Source organism: Calditrichota bacterium (assembly GCA_020637445.1).
Classification (GTDB): Bacteria; Electryoneota; RPQS01; order RPQS01; family RPQS01; genus JABWCQ01.
Genome location: JACJVZ010000002.1, coordinates 427,847 through 447,904 on the forward strand (window position 1 = coordinate 427,847; position 20,058 = coordinate 447,904).

General features: G+C 54.4%; 11 protein-coding genes. 6 read left to right on the top strand and 5 right to left on the bottom strand.

Annotated elements, in window-relative coordinates; translation table 11 throughout:
• Window positions 1-1,476 carry a sugar transferase gene (locus tag H6507_09690; GenBank protein ID MCB9369366.1) on the top strand — a complete coding sequence of 492 codons (1,476 nt, stop codon included), beginning with the start codon at window positions 1-3 and terminating at the stop codon, window positions 1,474-1,476.
• A gap of 9 nt (window positions 1,477-1,485) precedes the next feature.
• A complete protein-coding gene (locus tag H6507_09695) occupies window positions 1,486-2,223 on the top strand; it encodes a redox-sensing transcriptional repressor Rex (protein ID MCB9369367.1) in 738 nt (245 codons plus the stop codon).
• Between the two features lie 111 nt (window positions 2,224-2,334).
• Here the strand turns inward: H6507_09695 and nth are convergent, their stop codons facing one another.
• The 3 genes from nth to H6507_09710 are packed head-to-tail and all read right to left on the bottom strand — an operon-like array spanning window position 2,335 to window position 7,735.
• The gene (nth, locus tag H6507_09700; protein MCB9369368.1) at window positions 2,335-2,973 is read right to left on the bottom strand and encodes an endonuclease III; all 639 of its coding nucleotides are present in this window, start codon (window positions 2,971-2,973) and stop codon (window positions 2,335-2,337) included.
• Window positions 2,973-6,347 carry a T9SS type A sorting domain-containing protein gene (locus H6507_09705; GenBank protein ID MCB9369369.1) on the bottom strand — a complete coding sequence of 1,125 codons (3,375 nt, stop codon included), beginning with the start codon at window positions 6,345-6,347 and terminating at the stop codon, window positions 2,973-2,975. The genes nth and H6507_09705 overlap by 1 nt, the downstream gene beginning before the upstream one ends.
• A gap of 20 nt (window positions 6,348-6,367) precedes the next feature.
• Window positions 6,368-7,735 carry a T9SS type A sorting domain-containing protein gene (locus tag H6507_09710; GenBank protein ID MCB9369370.1) on the bottom strand — a complete coding sequence of 456 codons (1,368 nt, stop codon included), beginning with the start codon at window positions 7,733-7,735 and terminating at the stop codon, window positions 6,368-6,370.
• Window positions 7,736-7,922: 187 nt separating this feature from the next.
• Here H6507_09710 and H6507_09715 point away from each other — a divergent pair, with 187 nt between their 5' ends.
• The 3 genes from H6507_09715 to H6507_09725 are packed head-to-tail and all read left to right on the top strand — an operon-like array spanning window position 7,923 to window position 11,565.
• A complete protein-coding gene (locus H6507_09715; GenBank protein MCB9369371.1) occupies window positions 7,923-8,861 on the top strand; it encodes a homocysteine S-methyltransferase family protein in 939 nt (312 codons plus the stop codon).
• Complete coding sequence (locus tag H6507_09720) at window positions 8,858-10,567, top strand: hypothetical protein (protein MCB9369372.1); 1,710 nt, start codon at window positions 8,858-8,860, stop codon at window positions 10,565-10,567. The genes H6507_09715 and H6507_09720 overlap by 4 nt, the downstream gene beginning before the upstream one ends.
• A gap of 53 nt (window positions 10,568-10,620) precedes the next feature.
• On the top strand, window positions 10,621-11,565 hold the full coding sequence (locus H6507_09725) for a hypothetical protein (protein ID MCB9369373.1): 945 nt from the start codon (window positions 10,621-10,623) through the stop codon (window positions 11,563-11,565).
• A gap of 149 nt (window positions 11,566-11,714) precedes the next feature.
• On the opposite strand, the gene H6507_09730 is transcribed toward H6507_09725, so the two are convergent.
• Both H6507_09730 and H6507_09735 read right to left on the bottom strand, forming a co-directional pair.
• Window positions 11,715-14,795 (bottom strand): T9SS type A sorting domain-containing protein, encoded by a 3,081-nt coding sequence (locus H6507_09730; GenBank protein MCB9369374.1) that lies wholly within the window; start codon window positions 14,793-14,795, stop codon window positions 11,715-11,717.
• Between the two features lie 1,016 nt (window positions 14,796-15,811).
• Window positions 15,812-16,315, bottom strand: coding sequence for a hypothetical protein (locus H6507_09735; GenBank protein ID MCB9369375.1), 504 nt, complete (start codon window positions 16,313-16,315; stop codon window positions 15,812-15,814).
• 994 nt (window positions 16,316-17,309) lie between these two features.
• Between H6507_09735 and aceE the strand changes: the two genes are divergently transcribed.
• On the top strand, window positions 17,310-20,045 hold the full coding sequence (gene aceE / locus H6507_09740; GenBank protein MCB9369376.1) for a pyruvate dehydrogenase (acetyl-transferring), homodimeric type: 2,736 nt from the start codon (window positions 17,310-17,312) through the stop codon (window positions 20,043-20,045).
• The last annotated feature ends 13 nt before the right edge of the window (window positions 20,046-20,058 follow it).

Here is a 20,058-nt window from a genome sequence, read left to right on the forward strand (position 1 = left end):
TTGACTTTCACCGAAATGAACAGTATGAACGCGGTGCAGCAAGATAAAAAGGGACACGGCGCAGCAAGCTCGACGCGGAAGCGCTCGCTTCTGACGAGTTTCTGGCTTCCGATGGCCGGCAGTGCGATGGATTTCTTCGCCGTGTTGGTCGCGTCCATACTCGCGTTCTACATTCGATTCTTCGGACCCGTTTACGAAGTCTTTCATTCGTACTGGGTCCCAAGCGCGTTCGAGTACTTGTCGTTCGGCGGACTGCTTGGTCTGACCTATGTGGTGGTCGGATGGTCCTCGCGGCACTACGTCACCGAATCGGCAGTGCCGCTTGACCGCGAAATTGCCCGCATTATTCGCGGTTCTATTTTGAGCATGGGACTCGTGATGGCGGGAATTTTCTTTTACCGCGAGTTCAGCTACTCCAGATTGGTCTTTCTCTTAACCGTTGCCTTGATGGTGCCGCTGCTGATTTTTGCGCGGGCGATCTATCAGCGGATGAGGAGATCGTTGTTTAAACGCGGAGTCGGTGTGCAGCGCATCGCCGTGTGGGGAACAGGAACGGAAGCGGCGAGGCTGTGGGAAAACTTGCAGCATCAACAAAGCCGCGGGTTTGAACTTGTCGGAGCGTTGGGACCGTCACCCGTTGCGGCGGGGCCGAGTTTGGGTGACGTGCATATGCTCAGAAATCTGTGGCAAGAACATGAATTGGACGCCGTAATGCTGGCCCCGTCACCTGATGAAGAATCACTCATCAGTGATGTTGCGCGTGCGGCGGAAGGCACACCGGTCGAATTGTTGTTCGTGCCGCTGGGTGCCGAAATGATGCAATCGCGGGTGATGGTGACGGAAATCGGCGGGCGTCCGGTCTTGAAACTGCGCGCGCTGACCATGGCCGGTCCGGGCTACGTCGTGAAACGGCTTATGGATTTCGTTTTCTCCGCGCTATTTCTCATTGCTTTCTCATGGCTGTATGGCATTATTGCCGTGGCAGTGCTGCTTGACAGCGGAAAACCGTTGTTTTACAAGCAGCGCCGCGTGGGAATGGACGGAAACGAATTCGATATGATAAAGTTCCGTTCGATGCGGACGGATGCCGAAGCCAAAACCGGTGCGGTGTGGGCTGTGCGCGGCGATACGCGCGTTACGAGAGTCGGCCGGTTTCTCCGCCGCTGGTCGCTCGACGAAATTCCGCAGTTTTGGAGTGTGCTGAGAGGAGATATGTCGCTGGTCGGACCGAGACCGGAACGACCGGAGTTTGTATATAAGTTCGCGGAAAATATTCCGAACTATTTGGATCGTCACCGTGTGAAATCTGGATTGACGGGCTGGGCGGTCGTCAACGGTTTTCGCGGAAGTGACACGACTATTGAAGAACGCACCGCATATGACCTCTACTATGTAGAGAACTGGAGTCTGTGGCTGGATATTCGTATTCTGCTGCGGACGCTCGCCGCGGTGATTTCCGGTAAGGGAGCAATGTAAGGAACGAACATGGCTGTCGTAAAGGCCGTTAAGCAAGAGATCAAAAAGAGCAAAGCGAACCGCAAAAAGAAGGCGAAAACCGGTAAGCCTAAACCGTCGAACCGCGTGTCTGACGCGACGGTCAAACGGCTTTCGAAATATTACCGTACGCTCCAGAATGCGCTGAGCGCCGAGAAGACGACGATTTCTTCCGACGAAATCGGAAAATACAACGGACTAACGGCAGCGCAGGTGCGAAAAGATCTTTCGTTTTTCGGTGCGTTTGGCCGTCGTGGACTCGGTTACAACGTCGTGGATTTGCACCGCGCCATCAGCAAAATCTTAGGATTGCACCGGACGTGGAACGTCTGCTTGGTCGGCGTCGGAAACATCGGAACCGCGCTCGTGCACTTCAAACAATTCGCCGAGCAAGGGTTCATCATCCGCGTCGTATTCGACAGCGATTCGCAAAAGATCGGACAGACGGTCGGTGACATGGAAGTGCAGGACTTCGCAAAGGCCAAGGAAGTGATTGAAGCCGAGAGCATCAAGATTGCCGTGGTCGCCGTGCCCGCTCATGCCGCGCAAAAAGTCGTCGACCAGCTTGTGGAGGCCGGCATTCGCGCAATTCTAAACTTTGCTCCCGTGTCGATTTTCGTGCCGAAAGGAGTGGCCGTGCGCAACGAGAACATGGCGATTGAAATCGAAGCATTGTCGTACGCGCTCTCAAGCAAAGGGCAAAAACCGAAGCAGATTTTGGAACAATAAGAAGCCTCGCCGAGCAGGGAGTAAGCGCGTCAGCGCGGTTCCCTGCAGGAATCGGAAAAGAAAAAACCCCGGTGATGAGCCGGGGTTTTCCTTTTGTCGAAGGCGAGAAATCTATTCCACGCCGATCTTGGGGCACAACTTGGCCAGCGTGCAGTCGGCGCAGTTAGGTTTGCGGGCATTGCAAATTCTTCTGCCGTGCCAGATGACAGCGTGGGAGAAGTTGATCCAATCTGCTTGCGGCAGAAGGCTCATCAGATCGCGCTCGATCTTTACGGCATCCTGACTTTCGGTTAGTCCTAAGCGGTTTGAAAGTCTGGTAACGTGTGTGTCAACTACAACTCCTGATGCGATGCCGAAGGCCGTGCCCAAAACCACATTTGCGGTTTTTCGGCCAATGCCGGGCAGCTTGACAAGTAGATCAAGTTCTTGCGGAACTTCACCGCCGAAATCCTTCACGATGGCGTTCGCGAATCCCAAAATGTTCTTGGCCTTATTGCGAAAGAAACCCGTGCTGCGAATAATTTCTTCGACGTCTTCCTGCGCGGCGGCGGCGAGTTTTTTCGGCGTTGGATATTGCTTGAACAACACCGGGGTGACCATGTTCACGCGCTCGTCGGTGCACTGCGCCGAGAGAATCGTGGCCACGGCCAATTGAAACGCATTGCGGTGCGTCAGCGCGCACTCGGGCTGCGGATAGAGCTTGAACAGTTCGGCGGTGATCTTCTTCGCGCGTGTGGAGAGTGGCATCATCACTTCAACAATGTCAGCTTGCGGGTGATGACGACGTTGTCCGCTTCAACACGCAGAAAATACAGACCGGATGCGAGTGCGCCGCCGTCGAACGTCAGCGTGTGCCGTCCGGCGTCTCGGGGACCGTCCACAAGCGTGCTCACCGTTTGACCGAGTTGATTCATAACCCGCGCAAGAACGTAAGTGCGTGCCGGAACTTCCATCGTGAATCGTGTGGTCGGATTAAACGGATTTGGATAGGCGTCGCTGACGTAGAATACCGTCGGTAAGAAATCTTCACCGGCAGCGGTGTTCGCGTCGATCGTAAAGTCGGCAGAGCTTTCCATGTATGTGCCAACCGGATCGAGTGTCGTGGCGAGTCGAAGACGGGCGTTCATCGTCGACTGTCCGTTTGGCGTCCACTCAAAGCTGCCGTCGTTCTCCGTTCCCGGTGACACGAGTTCCCAACTGCCGTCAGGATAGCTGCGATTTAGCAGCACGCGAAATCCTCCGGGATATTCGGCCGCGCTCCACGTGACCTCATACGGTTCGCCGACGCGCAGAACTTCGCCGCCGTCAGGAGTCAGTAAAGTCATCACCGGCGCGCGCACGACGAAGTCCGTTTCCGACATATCGGTCAACGACGGATCGTCATTGCTTGTGATGCGTAAGCGGCAACGATCTCCGCCGGGCTGCCGGACTCGCCAAACGTAAATTTCCTGCGTCGAAAGGTTGTTTGTAAGCACTTCCCACGGGCCGCTTGGATAATCGAGATTCAGTTCGATGGTTAACAAGCCCTCGGCGAGCACTCGCTCGAATCGAATCGTGTCATTCGTTCCCGTTAAGACCGTGCTGCCGTCTTGGTGCGACAATAGATTCAAAGCGGGATTGACGATACGCGTGTCGGCATTCGAGGTGTCGGAAAGCTCCGGCTGCGTCATGTGCGTCACTCTAAAGCGCGCGTGATCTGTGGCAGGTCCCGTAACAGTCCACGAGTGCGTGCCGCTATTGGGAATATCGGAGGCGATCGTTTCCCATGTTCCGTCCGGATACTCGCGACTCAATTCGAGCCGGACGTTTCCGCCGACGCTGACGCCTGACCAGCGAATCGTAATCGTCGAGCCGACTCCCAAAACTTCCGTACCGTTCGGAAAGAGCTGCGTAAATCCCGGTGTTCCCGTCGGGACTTCCCACATGCCGCGGCCATGAGTGGCGATGCGCAACATGCCGGTTTGCGCTTGCAATTCCATATCGTCCACGCGCACGACAGGCAGACCTTCGCCGAAAATTTCCCAGGTCGCTCCGCCGTTGACGGTGCGGTAGACTCCCAAATCTCCGCCGGCGTACAAGATCAATGGATCGCTTTGATCGACGACAACGTCTTGGAAAGGCACATTCGGCAAATTGCCCGTAATGTCCGTCCACACTGTGCCGCCTTGCACTGATTTCCAAACGTGACCGTTCGAGTAGCCGGACTTCGCGACGTAGACGGTGTTCGGATCGAAGGGATCCGGAGTCACGCGAGTCGTATATGATCCCGAAAGATTTCCGGTTACGTTTACCCATTGTTGATCGGCGACGTCAAAGCGCATCACGTTACTGTTTGTGCCGAGGTACAGTCGTCCCGGCATCGCAGGCGACGCGGAAAGCGCTTGATTGGCGCTGCCGACCGAACCGAGGTTCAACCAACTGCTGTTGCGTCCTTGATTAGGCGACATCCAAACGCCCGATCCTCCGCTGCTGGTGGTCGTGTAAATGGTATTTGGCTCAAACGGGTCTTGCACGATCGGCGTAACCCACGGGCCACTGCCGGTAATTCCCGGATTGATTTCATGAAAACTCCCGCCGTGATTGTCTGTGCGGTAGCGGTTGCCGTTTTGATATTCGACGTAGTAAGTGTCGTCATCCGAATAATCAATCACGCAAAATCCGCCGTCGCCGCCGAAGACCATGTCGAACTCGCCGTCACCGTCAAATTCGCTGGTGCCGTTGTCTTGCGAACCGCCGAGCGCGAAGGCCGTGTCAAGCGTGGCGTTGCCCATCGCATAATATTGATAGGTACAGTAGCCGGTGTTCTTTTCGTTCCACGTGTTGCCATTGTCGTAGGAAACAAAAATACCGCCGTCGTTGACGTCCCAAAGTTCGTTGGTGTGAGTCGGATGAAAAACAAGCTCGTGGTGGTCCGCATGCGAAAAATCGCTGTCTCCGAATCCATGGTACCACCATGTTTTCTGCGACCATGTTTCGCCGTTGTTTACCGAGCGGTAGACGTCCAAGCCCGCGTTAAAAACTACGGACGGATCGTCGGGATCGACGGCGATGGCCATGTCGTACCAACCCTGACTTGCATAGTGGCTATCCTCGCCGTCTTGCGACATGCGGGTCCACGTCACGCCGTTGTCAATCGACTGATAGACGCCGATCATCTGCGAACCGTTGAAATCGAAATCGCCGCTGACTCCCGCATAAACAATCAGTGAGTTGTTGGGATAGTAGCTAAGCACAATACGACCGATCACCGTGGGATTGGGCAATCCCGTGCTGGAGCTGAACCACGTTGCGCCGTTGTCCGTCGAACGATAAACTCCGTTCAATGCCGAGCCATAAGGATAACCCGCGGCACAGAGCAATGTGTCGGGATGCTGCGGGTCGCGTTTCAGTTCGTTGATGTTTCCCGTGCGCACGCGGGTGAAATTCGCTCCGCCGTCCGTCGAGCGGTACAGTCCGTCGTTCGTGCTGGCGAGCACGATGTCGGCATTGCGCGGGTCGACGCTGATGCGCAGAATCGCTGTGCCGCTCGAGTACTCATAGCTCAGTCCCGTCGTTTGCCACGTTTGTCCGCCGTCGATGGATTTCAGAAGACCGACGCCGGAGATTCCGTCGCCGTTGAAATAACCTTCGCCCGTGCCGAGATACATGATATTCGGATTGGAGGGAGAGATTTCAAAACTGCCAATGGCGAGATTAGGCAGCGCGTCTGTGAACGGATACCAGTTGCTTCCCGCGTCGTCGCTGCGAAAGAGTCCGCCGCCCACCGAACCTGCGAACATCGTGTCGGGCGCATTTGGATAAAATCTCAACACGCGTGTGCGTCCGCCGTGGTTGAAGGGGCCGAGGTTCACCCAATTTTCGTCGAGAGACGCGCGCGGCATACGCTGCATCTGGAGCCAGCCTTCCCAGCGCGCGCCCGCCGGAATCGTATTGCCCGGAAACGCGCGCTGAATCACGTCGTATTCGTAGCGCTTGAAGGGTTTCCAACCGTGCGAACGCGGCCAGTCTTCGCGAGTTTCGTAGTATTGTCTGAACGGCGCGAGCTGCTCGTCGACGTTGATGGTCGGCTGCTGCGCGAACAGAGATGTTGCTAAGAAGAGTAGTAGTGCGGGAATCAGGTACATGAGAGATATATGCGGTGTGACTATTTCAAAAGCAAGAGTTTTCCCGAATGAGAAAACTGCCAAGCGTCAAAACGGTAAAAATAGACTCCGCTCGCGAGAGCGGACGCGTCGAACGAAGTCGTATAAGACCCGGCATCACGAAACTCATCGATGACTGTGGCCACTTGACGGCCCGTTGTGTCGTAGATGCGGAGGGAGACGGGCGTTCCGCCGGGTAAGTCGAAGCTGAATGTTGTCGTTGCGTTGAAGGGGTTGGGGTAGACGGAGACAGCGATGTTGTTGGGGAGGGCGGGGGTGGAGTTTGTAGGTGTAGGAGTTGTGCCAAATTTTGTAACAAAGAAATGTGTTCCAACCCATGACGACACCAACATGCCCCCATCATCATCGGCTATTGAGCTATGGCCATCATCATGCAAGGTTAATGTCCCAAGACTCTCCAAATCCTCACTATAGAACTGGTAGTGCTTGAGCCCGTTGGTTCGATTCACTTGCACGCACAGTACACCAGCCGTAGTTGAAAAGAAGTCTGAACCGATGTACAAAAGTTGGTTGTCATAGAACATTCGTAGATACTCAAACTCACCAGATTCAGAGAATCTAAGAAGAACGAGTGAATCGTTCAGCATGTTTCTCGCAGTCACAAACAAAGCACCCGACGAGCCATTGCAGACCGCTACAGGGAAAAGACCAGTGGCCACGGTATCCGTTTGAGTCACCGTGAGATTGATATCAACAACATATGTTACCGTGTAGCTATCAGGGGTACAAAGTACAAAGAACAAGTTATCACTGATTTTTTCAATATCTTTGAACGAAGAATATAGATCGGGAACCACGAGAGAATCCAATAATACTCCGCTATCTGTGTATGAATATACCCCTAGAACGGAGGCAGTTATAAACCCCCGCGAAGTGGAAAGCAGTATTCCACGACTTAGGTGGTCCCATGGGTCGGGCAGGATTTCAAAAGATCCGATTGAATCACCCTCGAGCGTATAGTGCATCACTTCTGATTGTGCGTTGCGTACAACAATAGTTTCGTCAGAAAGTAGCAGTGGATTGGAGGGCATCCCCGGAATGCCGCCGTCCCGTGGGTAGTTCTCGATTTGTCGTAGCCACACAATTCCAGATGAATCCAGATGGCATATGTACTCGCGGACATTATAGGAGTAGTAGCCATGCCCCATGTACCATCTGTCGTAGTATTGAACTGAAGCAAAGAAACCTTCCATGTTTATCGGTGTCCTCGCAGGAATCACAACAGAGATGGAGTTGGCTTCAATATGATACTCTTGTCTCCACTGCTCATAAATAGGCAACTGCCCCCACGCACCCACAGAGAGCACCAACACCAACCCAACAATAATCCCAAGAATATTCCGTCGCATGCCCCACCTTGCCTTTCTGAGTTGTTTTCGGCAAATTCGAGCAGGATAAGTACTTAAAGATACGGATTTCACCTGCGGGGAGCAATGTGCCACTTTTTGTTATGTGCGTAACTCACAGGCCACATTTCCCCGAAAAACCGGCCTGCAAACCCTATTCCTGTCAATAAAAACAACACCTTAAGCAGCTTTGAAACGCGCAATCCCTGCGGCCACTCCGCAAGCCGTGCAGAGTCTTACGATGCGACCGATTTTGCTCGACGGTGCCTTAGGGACAGAGCTTGAGCGCCGCGGGGCTGCCTGTTCGTTGCCGCTTTGGACGGCTGAAACGATTTTGGAGTCGCCCGAGCTCGTCCGCGCGGTGCATCGAGAATATATAGATGCAGGTGCGCATGTCCTGACCGCCGGCACGTTTCGCACGACCAGATGGGCGCTGTCGAAAAAAGGCATGGCGGATCGCGCCGAGGAGCTAACTCGAAAAGCCGTTGAGTTGGCGCGGGATGCAACTACCTCCCCTAACCCCCCCGCTAAAGCGAGGGGGAAAGTTGAAGCACACGCGCCAGCGTCACTGGGTCCAGCGTCCACGCTGGCGCTGGTCGCGGGATCCATTGCGCCTTTGGTAGATTGCTATCACCCGGAACTTGCGCCGGGAGATCTGGTGCTGAACGCCGAGCATCGCCACAACGCGCAGTCACTCGCCGATGCCGGAGTCGACATCATTCTCGTCGAGACGCAGAACTCTTTGCGTGAAGCGAAAATCGCGACGCACTTCGCTCGGCAAACGCGCATTCCCGTATGGACGTCGTTCATCGTGAAATCTCCTACGGAACTTCTGAACGGTGATTCATTACGCGATGCCGCGCGCGACGTCGTCAAGCACGGCGCCGCTGCGGTGTTGATCAATTGCACCTCGCCGCAAATCGCCGCAAAAGCCGTCATGAATCTGTCGATGCACGTGCACGGTGAAATCAAGATAGGCGTCTATCCCAACGCGCTCGACGAACAAATGACACCCGAAGAATTCGCCGAATGGGGGACGAACATTCAAGCCATCGCCGACATCATCGGCGGCTGCTGCGGAATCGGGCCGGAACACATCAGAGCGCTGGCTGAAAGGATACGATCATGAAAGCGGATCGGACATCTCATTTCGTTCTCATTCTGATTGTCACAGCAATAATCGGCGGGACAGCAAAGGCACAACCGCTGGACGGGAAAATCTCGATTGTAAAACCCTCGGAATCGGATACGTTGGTTGCGGGGTCATTTGTCACAATTGAAATCCTCTGGACATTGCATGACACGCCGGAAAACAAAAGCCGCGAGACTGTGGAGCGCTATTGCGAGGCCGCTAACAATGTTGATTCCACCGATCTCGAAATTGTGAGCATCGGGCTGTCAAATCGAAATGAATCTCAGGAAGTTCTCGGAAGTTCGTGGACTGAAGTTTCTAAGAACAAGAATGGGTACTTGAACTGCCTGTGCGAAAGTTTCAAGGAGACGCACGACAGCAGCCGACCGCTTTCACAGTCCGGAATCGCTTACAACGTTCATTTCCAACTGCCGGAAGAGTGCGATGAAGACAAGTTGGTACTGAAGATCGAACATTCCGCCGATTGGACGACCTCATCTGCTGCGGAGCAAGCATATTGGATTCGCAATCCGCGCACTCGAGAAGATTCTACTTCGGTATTGGTTTCGCAAATCAGCGCCGCAAAGCTCAATAGCGACAAAAAGAGAATTGTTACCTTGGGCTGGGAAGCCGAAAACCGAGGATGGCTCATTGATAAATCACTGATTTCTTATTCGCCGGGTGAATCTGCCGAGATCGCCGAGCTTGGACTGCTTCAATTTGATCGAAGATGGCGTCAAGCAGGGTTTATTCGCGAACAGATTGAGAGATGTGGTTTTCCGGGTATAGGGAACTCCAATCCTTATCCAGAGGACCCGGCCGAACAGCGAGGATACTACTTAATAGAAAGAGCGAAACTGCTGCACCATGCTCTGCTGCCGCAAGAACTGCCGTGCATGAGACTGGTTCTGGACGACAATTTTGAGATGGTCGAAGACCGCGCCGTCTATCGAACCTATCCGGGGTTTGTGCATCAGGCCGAACTCTGGTGGCAATTTCGCCCGATGGCCTACGTGTACGAATTCGCTACCGGCTTTGAGGCTTACAGCCCCAAGGGAAATCTCTCTGTCACTGCAGCGACATCCTTTGATCTGAATGGAACATATGAAAACTTTGAGGCCACGGATTCAATCTTGCAAGCTGTAGAGTTGCAAGGGTGGCAAAAGAGGGGCATGGAGGACAGCAACCGCTCATGTTTGATCCGACCCTATGCGTATGTTAGAAATCGGACGTTTTCCGCAGTCGAGGATATGGTTGACCGGTATGTGAGACTTGTTGCCTCATACACTGACCCAGACGGATGGTCGGTCAGCGACAGTCTGTTTATTCAGGTTGTTCATCCCGAAACACGAGACGACTATGAGAAGTGGTTCTCGCATGAATTGCATGACCTGCGAAATAAAGGAGAGTTTGAGCGCGCAGTTGCGCTTGTAGATTCGCTCGCGAATCAAGATTACTATTTTCCCGACGCAATGGTCTACGGCTGGATGTCGGCGGAGGCAATCAAGGACCACAAGTCCGCACTGAGATTTATTGATTGTGCGTGGGAGTACAATGGCTATTTTGAAGGCAATGGGTATGTTCCGGTTCCGTTTTCTTTTCAAGCACACGCAAACTACGAGCTGTATCGCAAGCAAACGGAAAACCTCCTAAACGGAAAGGCGCCAGATCGAAGCACTCGTGACATTCTGGGGCCCCAATAGGAACACAATCTAATACAGAAATCTAACGCATCACATAAAAAGAGCACATCATCATGAAAACTATCGCGCTATTTTTGTTGGCGGTGTCCGTGTTATCTCGGGCATGCCAAGGACCGGAAAGCACGGGACCCAAGAACGCACCCGAAGGTTTCGGAACCGCGCAAAAGAGTGACTTGATCGTCGAACCGCAACTTTCCGAGATGCAAGTCGAGTGGGGAACCTCAGAGGAATTTCAGGTCAACGTGTCGTGGAAGAGCGGACAGAACTATGCCATTCAGCTTACTCCCGCGAAAGACACTCCCGAGTGGCTGAACGTCTCCGTCAGCCCCGCGATTCTGAACCCGCCCGGAGTCGCAACCGTGTATGTCGAACCCGAATTAGGTTGGGCCAAGCGCGGCAAACACAAAATCAAACTGCAAGCCACGGCCTACAACATCAAAGATCCCGTAGAAGTCGAATTGGAAATCGAAGTCGTGCGGCAATCGGGACAGTTTGAAGTTTTGCAAACTCTCGAATCATCCATCGAGTGCCGGAATATTTGCGGCAAAGTCACAAACGGCCGCATCGCATTTTATGATCTCTTGAAGGAAAAAGGTCAGAAATGCGACGAGAAATCGAAACTCCCCGAAGACCAGCGGATCGGCTTGAAGCAATATGCCGTGTCGTCAAAGGGCTACGGATTCGGCAGAACCTGCGCGATTGCCGGAGTTTGGGAAAACACGGGCACATTGACCTTCGTGAACGTCGGATTCTTCGAGCGCACGATTCCGCGCGGCGATTCGTTTATGCAAATTCGCTCGGCGGAACGCGTGTGGCTTTCGCCCGACAATACCCTCGCGATTGCGCAGAGCGGATCGGCCTTCACGCCGTACGACATCATCAGCGGACAACAAATCGGTGAAACGTGCCGTTCAACGGGAGATGTGACGGGGATACGTTATGATGCGAATAAGCTCACGGTGTTCTCGGCGAGAGATTGTGAGTGGGACGTGAAATAACCAGCGTGCCGCCGGACAGATTGTCGCTGGCGCGGTGCGCTTAGGAAATCAAGTTGAACAAAGAGCGGGGCGACCATCTGGCCGCCCCGTTTTCTTAATACATTCTCGAATGCATCCCCAGCCGGAGGCTGGAAAGTAGTAGATTGAACTTATTTCAGCAGGGTTAGTTTGGTGACCGTCGAAAGCCCCGTGGAAGTTTCGAGTTTCGCAAAGTAAATTCCGCTGGGAAGATGTCCTGCGTTCCAGTCGAAGGCATAGTCGCCGGCCAGCAGCGGCGCGTCAAGGATTGACTCCGTGGCCTGACCGAGAACGTTGTAGATCGTGAGCTTCACGTTCGCATTCTGCGACAAAGTGAAATTCAGCGTCGTGTTCGGATTGAACGGATTGGGGTATGCAGAAAGGATGAAAGATGAAGGATGAAGGATGTCGGCAACGTTTTCATCCGCAGCCAACGTGACTTCAGTCAAAATCTGCGCATAGATGTTGTTGAAAATATCGCCGACCGCACCCGCGCCGCAGCAGCGGCCGGGATTGCTCGAACGCAAATCCTTCCAAACCGCCAATGCACTGCCTTCGTTCCACGGAATCAAAACCGGCGCTTGCTGATACGTCGGCACGTCGCAAATCGGATAGCCTTCCGAAGGCCACTCGAAGCCGCCGATGCTCGCAAAATTTCCGTCGCCGTCAATGTGCGTGCCGTAAAGATCAATCTCTGAGTAAATGTCCGTGTTGCGATAGTCTTCCCACATAACCCACGCACCGCCGTTGCCGTCGTGAGTCACCGTCATGAAACTCTGATCTCCTTCGTGAGTGCAAACCCGGCGGTCAACACCGCTCCACTCCGCGATGCCGTCGGCGTCATAGCGCGCGACGTAACCGTAGGAGTGAACGCCGTCCCGGAAATCTTCATACGAGACCAAAAATCCACCCTGACCGTCGGGCGAAATATCGTGGCGAACGGCGGCGGCCTCAGGACCCGAAATTCTGTGACCTTGAGTGCCCCACAAATCCTGACCGCTCAGAGTAACTAAAACACCGCGCACGTCGTAGGTCGCAGCGTCGTCGCTTTGCGGCTGTTCGTATGTCAGCAAAATATTTTCGCCCAAGCGCATGAGCTTCGAATTGCGGTCGCGTCGTCCAACGGCGCCATACTCGCGTCCCGCATCCGACCACCCATCACCAAAAGAACCGTCGGCATTGATGTGATAGACAATCGCCTGCGTGTCCTGCCACTGGCCGGTGACTCCCGACAAATAGCAGCCGCCGTGACCGTCGCTTTCGGCATCCGTCAAAATCAAATCCGCGCCCGGCAGTCCGGGAAATTCGTGGTAGACTTCCGGCCAACTGAGATTGCCTGCGGCATCGATGTGAGCGATGCTGATGCGTGCCACGAAACTGTCGTTGAAACGCGAAAAGGCCACGAACGCGCCTCCGCTGCCGTCGGCCACGACGTGCGGTTGACCGAGAAAACCGAGGACGGATCGAATGCGAACGGGATTTGCCCAAACTTCCGCGCCGCTGTTGTCGATCCGGTGAATGTGCATCACACTATTAAATCCAATCGAATCACCCGCCCAAACGAGAAACGCTCCGCCGTTTCCGTCGGCCGCAATTTCAGGCGGAAGATGAATCAAGAAACTGTGATCGCTATTTAGCTTTCGGCCGTTCGGTTCCAAATACGTTTCACCGTTGCCGTCGACGATCTGAAAGTACACATCACGGTTCAGCGACGCGCGGTTGTCCGTCCAAATTACGCCGAATTTCCAGTTGTCAAGTTTAGCTGTTTCCTGATCGTAGCTGTCGTAGGTCCATCCACCGCTGACAAATTCGGCGGCGCCAGCGAGCTGTCCGCTGTCGTTTAGTTCCGCGACAAACAGACTTTCCGGCTGGGCAATGGCGCGTCCCGACACAACCACGAGTCGCGCGGCACCCGTGGGAGGCTGTTCGATTTCAGCGCGCAGCTTCTTGTCCAAACGAGTCCAGACGAGGTTGCCGTCGTTGCCCCACAGTTTCGTTCCTGTGCTGGAAATTTTCTGCGTGCGAAGGTTGTTGTTGTAGGATTCGTCAAACTCGGCCCACGTGACGATCAAATCGGTACCGTCCCAAGCCCAATCCAGGGGCGACGTGCGCAATGCGGCGATCCCGAGATCTACGGGACCCCACGTGAGTTCACCGGTACGGCTATAGTGATAGAGCAGCACGGAGGATTCTTCAGGATCAAATTCAAAATCGGCGACCGCTACGATCACTCCGCCGTCCGGAGCCGCGGTTAGATTGGCGATTGTTTGTGCGTCCGGACCGGAAGCGATCAGTATGCCGTCCGCTGTCCAGCCGGAAAGCGGCGCGCGCGTCGTGTCGAGCAAAACAACTCTCGCGTCGCCGTATTGCTGGCCTGCGCCGCGGGCGGTCCACGCCACCGCGAGGCCGTTTTCAATGGCGACCATCTTGTGCGTGCCGAAATCGGAATATTCCGCAACCGAATTTTCGTCGGCGAAGCCCAGTTGTCCGCTCTCAGAAATTTTCTGGATAACCAAATCACTCTCGGCGCTGGGTTCGGTGCAAAGCGCGTAGGCGCTGTTGCCGACACAGACGATATCCACGGGCTGGTTGTTGTAATCCGCGCTGAACAGAAGCTGAATTCCGTCGATGGGACCGATGCGCTCGCCTGAGGGTGAGAGGACTTGTCCGTAGACGTTCAGCCGTGTGTCCGCACCTTCGGTCAAGCGGTCGTCGTTAAAGATGACGTAGGCATAGCCGCTCTCGTCGATGGCGAGCTTGGCGTCGAATTGATCGCGGAAGGTCTGCACAACCGAAACGCCTTCCGACGGGGACCACATGGCATTGCCGTTGTGATCGTAGCGCTGCGCTTTCAGATCGCGAAATCGTCCGACCGAATAATCTTCCCACACCGCGAGAATGCTGCCGTCCGCATAGGCTGCAACGATTGGCGCGCGCTGTTCGCTGATATCGCCCGCGACCAGCCTGCCGTTTTGTCCCCAGATGTGTTCGCCGTCGGGAGCGATGCGTGTGCCCCAGACATCGCGTGTGCCGTCGCGGAGGCAATCGTAGTAAAACAACGCCACGTCGTTTCCGGCACAAACAGCCGCACCGTTCCAGCCGAGGTGAGCACCTTGGCGAATCGGCAGGCCGTCATCCTGCCACTGGAACTGCGCAAGTGCCAGCACGGGGATGAGCGCGAGGAGATAAACTAAGCGAGTGCGATGGTGCATGATCTTTCCTTATTCGTCACAATTGCGGCGCGAACCGATAGCTTACAATTTAACGAATATTTTGGAACTACCGTTCCGGGAAAGCACGAAAAATGAAGTATGAAATATGAAGAAGAACTTACAAATGTAAAAGGAATAGCAATTTGAATTGACTGTCCCTTTTGTGGTACGGTTGGGGGCCTCTTTTGACATTCTCCCTACTTCAGCCATCCCGAAAGTACCTACTTATAGCTGGCAACGGTTCAAAGCGCATCCCGGCGCTGGTCTACTCCCCACTCATGGTGCCTTCTTGACCGTATTTAGGAAATGACCTTTGCGTTCGACCTTGCACCACTACCGATACCGTTTCAGAATTAAGGCTTTTGCCGATTCAACTCTACGAGCGTTGATCAACCTAAGTTTCAGTCGACCCTCGTGATCAGATTCGGACTCGGCTAAGAGATGGTGTGCTGTGGTGTAATGAAGATCCGTAAAAACGATTGTGGAGTTTGATGCCTTTCCCTCCAGTTTGCAGAATCTGGTTCCATTGGCTCGCCAATAGCTGATTCTACTCTTCAACTCTTTTGCATTGATACCCGGCAATGCACGTAGGAACGAGTCAAGCTCTTCGCGATACATTTTACTACTCCGTCAATTGAGATGTCTGGTGGAATGGTCCGACAGTTCAAGACAAAGGTAACACCTACGCTTCGCAAAAGTCAAGAAATGCGCAACACGTTGGTGCGACCAAACAGGGAGGTTGTCCGTTCGTACCAAACGCAAAAAGCCCCCGCATTCCTGCGGGGGCTTTCTTTATCTGTACTTCTCCTGTTCCGGCCGGGTTGCGCGTCGCCCTTCACTTCGTTCAAGGGCAGGCTTAACCCGGCTCGGCGAGTGTTTCTCGGATTCCGGCGGGGAACCGCGCTGACGCGCTTAATCGCTTCACTACGTTCGAGCGCAGGCCCCGCTCGGCGAGAACGCCAACCACCCAATTGCCGGCTTTCGCGCCAGCACACTGGGTCCAGCGCCGGCGCTGGTTACTTGGCGGCGGAGAGGTGCTTGCTGACGAGCTTGGTCATTTCGAACATGGAGACCTGCTTCTTGCCGAACAGCTTCATCAGCTTGTCGTCGGCATTGATCATGCGGCGGTTCGCCTTGTCCTGCAGACCGTTCTTCTTGATGTAGTCCCAAATCTTCTTGGTGACGTCCGTGCGCGGCATCGGCTTGTTGCCAATGACATCGCCCAAGGTCGCCGACGGCATCATGGGAGCCATGAAAGCGGCATTCGGTTTACGCTTGGCGGCCTTCTTCTTGGTCGCCTTCTTGGCCGTGGCTTTCTTCTTGGTCGCCTTCTTGGCCGTAGCTTTCTTCTTGGTGGCTTTCTTCTTGGTCGCCTTCTTCGGCGCGGCCTTCTTGGCTACTTTCTTCTTGGTCGCCTTCTTAGCCGTAGCTTTCTTCTTGGTGGCTTTCTTCTTGGTCGCCTTCTTAGCCGTGGCTTTCTTCTTGGTGGCTTTCTTCTTGGTTGCCTTCTTGGTCGCCATGTGGAGCTCCTTTGCTCGATGGTTATTAGTTCTGAGGGAGTATCTTGCAGTCAGTTGTTACCCAAAAACGGGGGCGGGGACTGCGGCGTCCCTACGCGATGATCGGGCTGTGCGGCAGCCCGTACCGTCTATCTATAAGCCCGAAGACAACGTTTTCGAGCATGCAATCAAAGGAGTAGCAGCGCACACACACAGCGCTAATCGCAAATATACTCACAAAAAGAATTTTGTCAAGAGGGTATGCCCTGCTACAGTCATAAGAACGCAGGACAGTCCACAAGAGTTGCAACGCGCGTCCGTGTCAGTCACGGATGGCTTCGAAAGTTCTCCGCGAAAGCCTTGCTGCCAGTCGCGAACAAGACCGAACGGCGCCTTGCGACAGGCTTCTGTCATAGGGGAAGGGGGAGTTTTCAGTCTGAGAAGTATTTGAAAGTGAGTAAGTTGCGAAGTTCGGCGAAGCAGGAGTTATCAGTCGGGGAAGCAGCTTCTATCGTGCTCGCTCGCTGGTGCATATCGTCCATGCGAGTAGACACAAAGGAATGCCGCTCCCGTCTTGCACGGGCGCTTTTCCCCTATGAAAACAGCTTTCTCCGTCTGTGACGGAACGACCTTGAATGAAAAAAATTTGCGGAGAACGCCTCCGTTTTGGATTGAAATATGAAATATGAAGTATGAATTATGAAGGCGGAAACAGACATCGGAGAAGGTATGAGGTCAGAGGTGGGAGGTATGAACCGGGAAGGGGCGAGAGCTTGAAGTCAGAAGTCCGAAGTCAAAACAGGGCATCCGCAGCAGATGCCGCCGCGAGAAAATTCTTGAGTGCGCAGAGTGTGATTTTTGGAGCGTGTCGTCCGGTATTAGGGGGAGTGATGAGAATTTAGGTGAATTGAGTTTCGAAGGGGAAATGGGTATATTAAAGGTTGCATTCAAGAGAGACAGGCGCTCCCGGCCAGGACCGGTGCGGCGCCGGATAGCCATAGGAAAGGACCTCTAAATGAGTAATTCTACACAGGCTGACGACAAGCTGACACTGGAGAATATCCACGAAAGCTCGGCCTTTAACCCATATCGCGGCCAATCACTTCCTGAAGATATCGAGATTCAGGAGTGGACAGAGTCGCTGGACTACGAGTTTGAACAAGGCGGACCGGAACGTGTGCAAGCCCTATTGCACTGGTTGCAGATTCACGCCCAGAAGCAGGGCGTGTCGGTGCCGTTTCCGCTAACCACTCCGTATGTGAACACGATTCCCGCCGACAAGCAGCCCGCATTTCCGGGCAGTCGTGAAATCGAGCGCCGCATCAAGAGCATCATCCGCTGGAATGCGATGGCGATGGTCGTGCGTGCGAACCGTGCCGAAGACGGCATCGGTGGACATATCTCCACCTACGCGTCCGTCGCGACGCTGTTCGAAATCGGCTTCAACCATTTCTTTAAAGGCCCCCAGCACGCCGACGGCGCCGATCAAATCTACTTCCAAGGTCATGCGTCGCCGGGAATCTACGCGCGCGCATTCTTGGAAGGACGGATCTCCATCGAGCAGTTGCGTAACTTCCGTCACGAACTGCGGCCCGAAGGCGGACTCTCGTCCTACCCGCACCCGTGGTTGATGCCGAATTTCTGGCAATTCCCGACGGTGTCGATGGGACTCGGGCCGATCACAGCCATTTATCAGGCACGGTTCAACCGCTATCTGGAAAACCGCAGCCTGAAGCCAAGTACCGATTCGCACGTATGGGCGTTTTTGGGTGACGGTGAAACGGACGAGCCGGAAGCGCTCGGCGCCATCGGACTCGCCGGACGCGAAAAGCTCGACAATCTGATCTTCGTTGTCAACTGTAACCTGCAAAGACTCGACGGGCCGGTGCGCGGCAATGGGAAGATCATTCAGGAACTTGAGACGATTTTCCGGGGCGCGGGTTGGAATGTCGTCAAGCTCATCTGGGGCAATGACTGGGATTATCTGCTCGCCGAAGACAAAAGCGGCAAGCTGGTCAAGCGGATGGGTGAAGCGCTCGACGGAGATTACCAAAAGTATTCGGTGGAATCGGGCGCGTACATTCGCCAGCACTTCTTTGGGATCGATCCCGATCTGCTGGCAATGGTGGATCATCTTTCCGATGAGCAATTGCTTAAGATGCGCCGCGGCGGACACGATCCGGAAAAAGTTTACGCCGCTTACAAGGCCGCAGTCGAGCACAAAGGTCAACCGACCGTCGTTTTGGCGCAGACCATCAAAGGTTACGGCCTGGGCGAAGCAGGCGAAGGCCGCAACATCACGCACCAGCAGAAGAAGCTCAACGACGAAGAGCTGCGGCACTTCCGCACGCGCTTCGGGATTCCCATTTCGGATGAAGCCATCGCCGCCACGCCGCTCTACAAGCCGCCGCACGACAGCCCCGAGATGAAATACATTAGGGAGCGCCGCGAAGCGCTGGGCGGCTCGATGCCGCAGCGCAATGTCACGGTGGAGCCGATCGCACCTCCCGCGAAAGATTTCTGGAAAGAGTTCTTCGAGAGCAGCGGCGAGCGCGAAGTTTCGACGACGATGGTGTTCGTCAGAATTCTGGCCAAACTTCTGAAAGACGAAGCGTGGGGCAAGTTTGTCGTGCCGATCGTGCCGGATGAAGCGCGCACGTTTGGTATGGAAGCGCTGTTCCGCCAAGTCGGAATCTATTCGAGCATCGGCCAGAACTATGAGCCGGTCGACCGCGCGTCTCTTCTATATTATAAAGAGGCGACGGACGGGCAGATTTTGGAAGAGGGAATCACCGAAGCGGGTTCGATGTCGAGCTTCATCGCGGCGGGGACGGCCTATGCCAATCACGGGCTGAACATGATTCCGTTTTTCACGTTCTATTCGATGTTCGGGCCGCAACGCATCGGCGATTTGATTTGGGCCGCGGGTGACGCGCGCTGCAAGGGTTTTATGATGGGCGCGACGGCCGGACGCACGACATTGAACGGCGAAGGACTTCAGCACGAAGACGGACACAGTCCGATTTTGACTCTGCCGACGCCGAACCTGATGGTGTATGATATCGCGTTCGGCTACGAACTCGCGCTGATTATCCGCGACGGTATGAAGCGGATGTATCAGGATCAGGAAGATATTTTCTACTATCTGACGATTCAGAACGAAAATTATTCGCATCCGGAGATGCCGAAGGGTGTTGAAGAGGGCGTATTGAAGGGACTTTATCTCTACAAGAAATCCGACGACAAAAAGGCGAAGCTGCGGGTGAATTTGTTCGGATCGGGTTCGATTATGCTCGGTGTGTTGGAAGCGCAGAAGATGCTCTCGGAAAAATACGGCATCGCGGCGGATGTGTATAGTGTGACGAGCTATAAGACTCTTTACACGGAAGCGCTGGCGTGCGAACGCTGGAATATGCTCAATCCGACTGAGACTGCGAAGGTTCCGTATGTGACGCAGGCGATGAAGGGCGCGGCCGAGATTACGATTGCTGCTTCGGATTATATGAAGGCGCAGAGTGATTTGATTCGCAGCTACGTACCGGGCGATTTTCACTCTTTGGGAACGGACGGATTTGGACGCAGCGAAAGCCGTGAAGCGCTCAGAGATTTCTTTGAAGTGAGCGCGCCGTATATCGTGCAGGCCGCGCTGACGAAGCTCACGCAGCAGGGGAAGATCAAGCCCGATGTTGTGGCGGGGCATATGAAGGAGTTTGGGATTTTGGCGGGGAAATTGGATCCTTGGGTGGCGTAACGCGGAGGGGAAA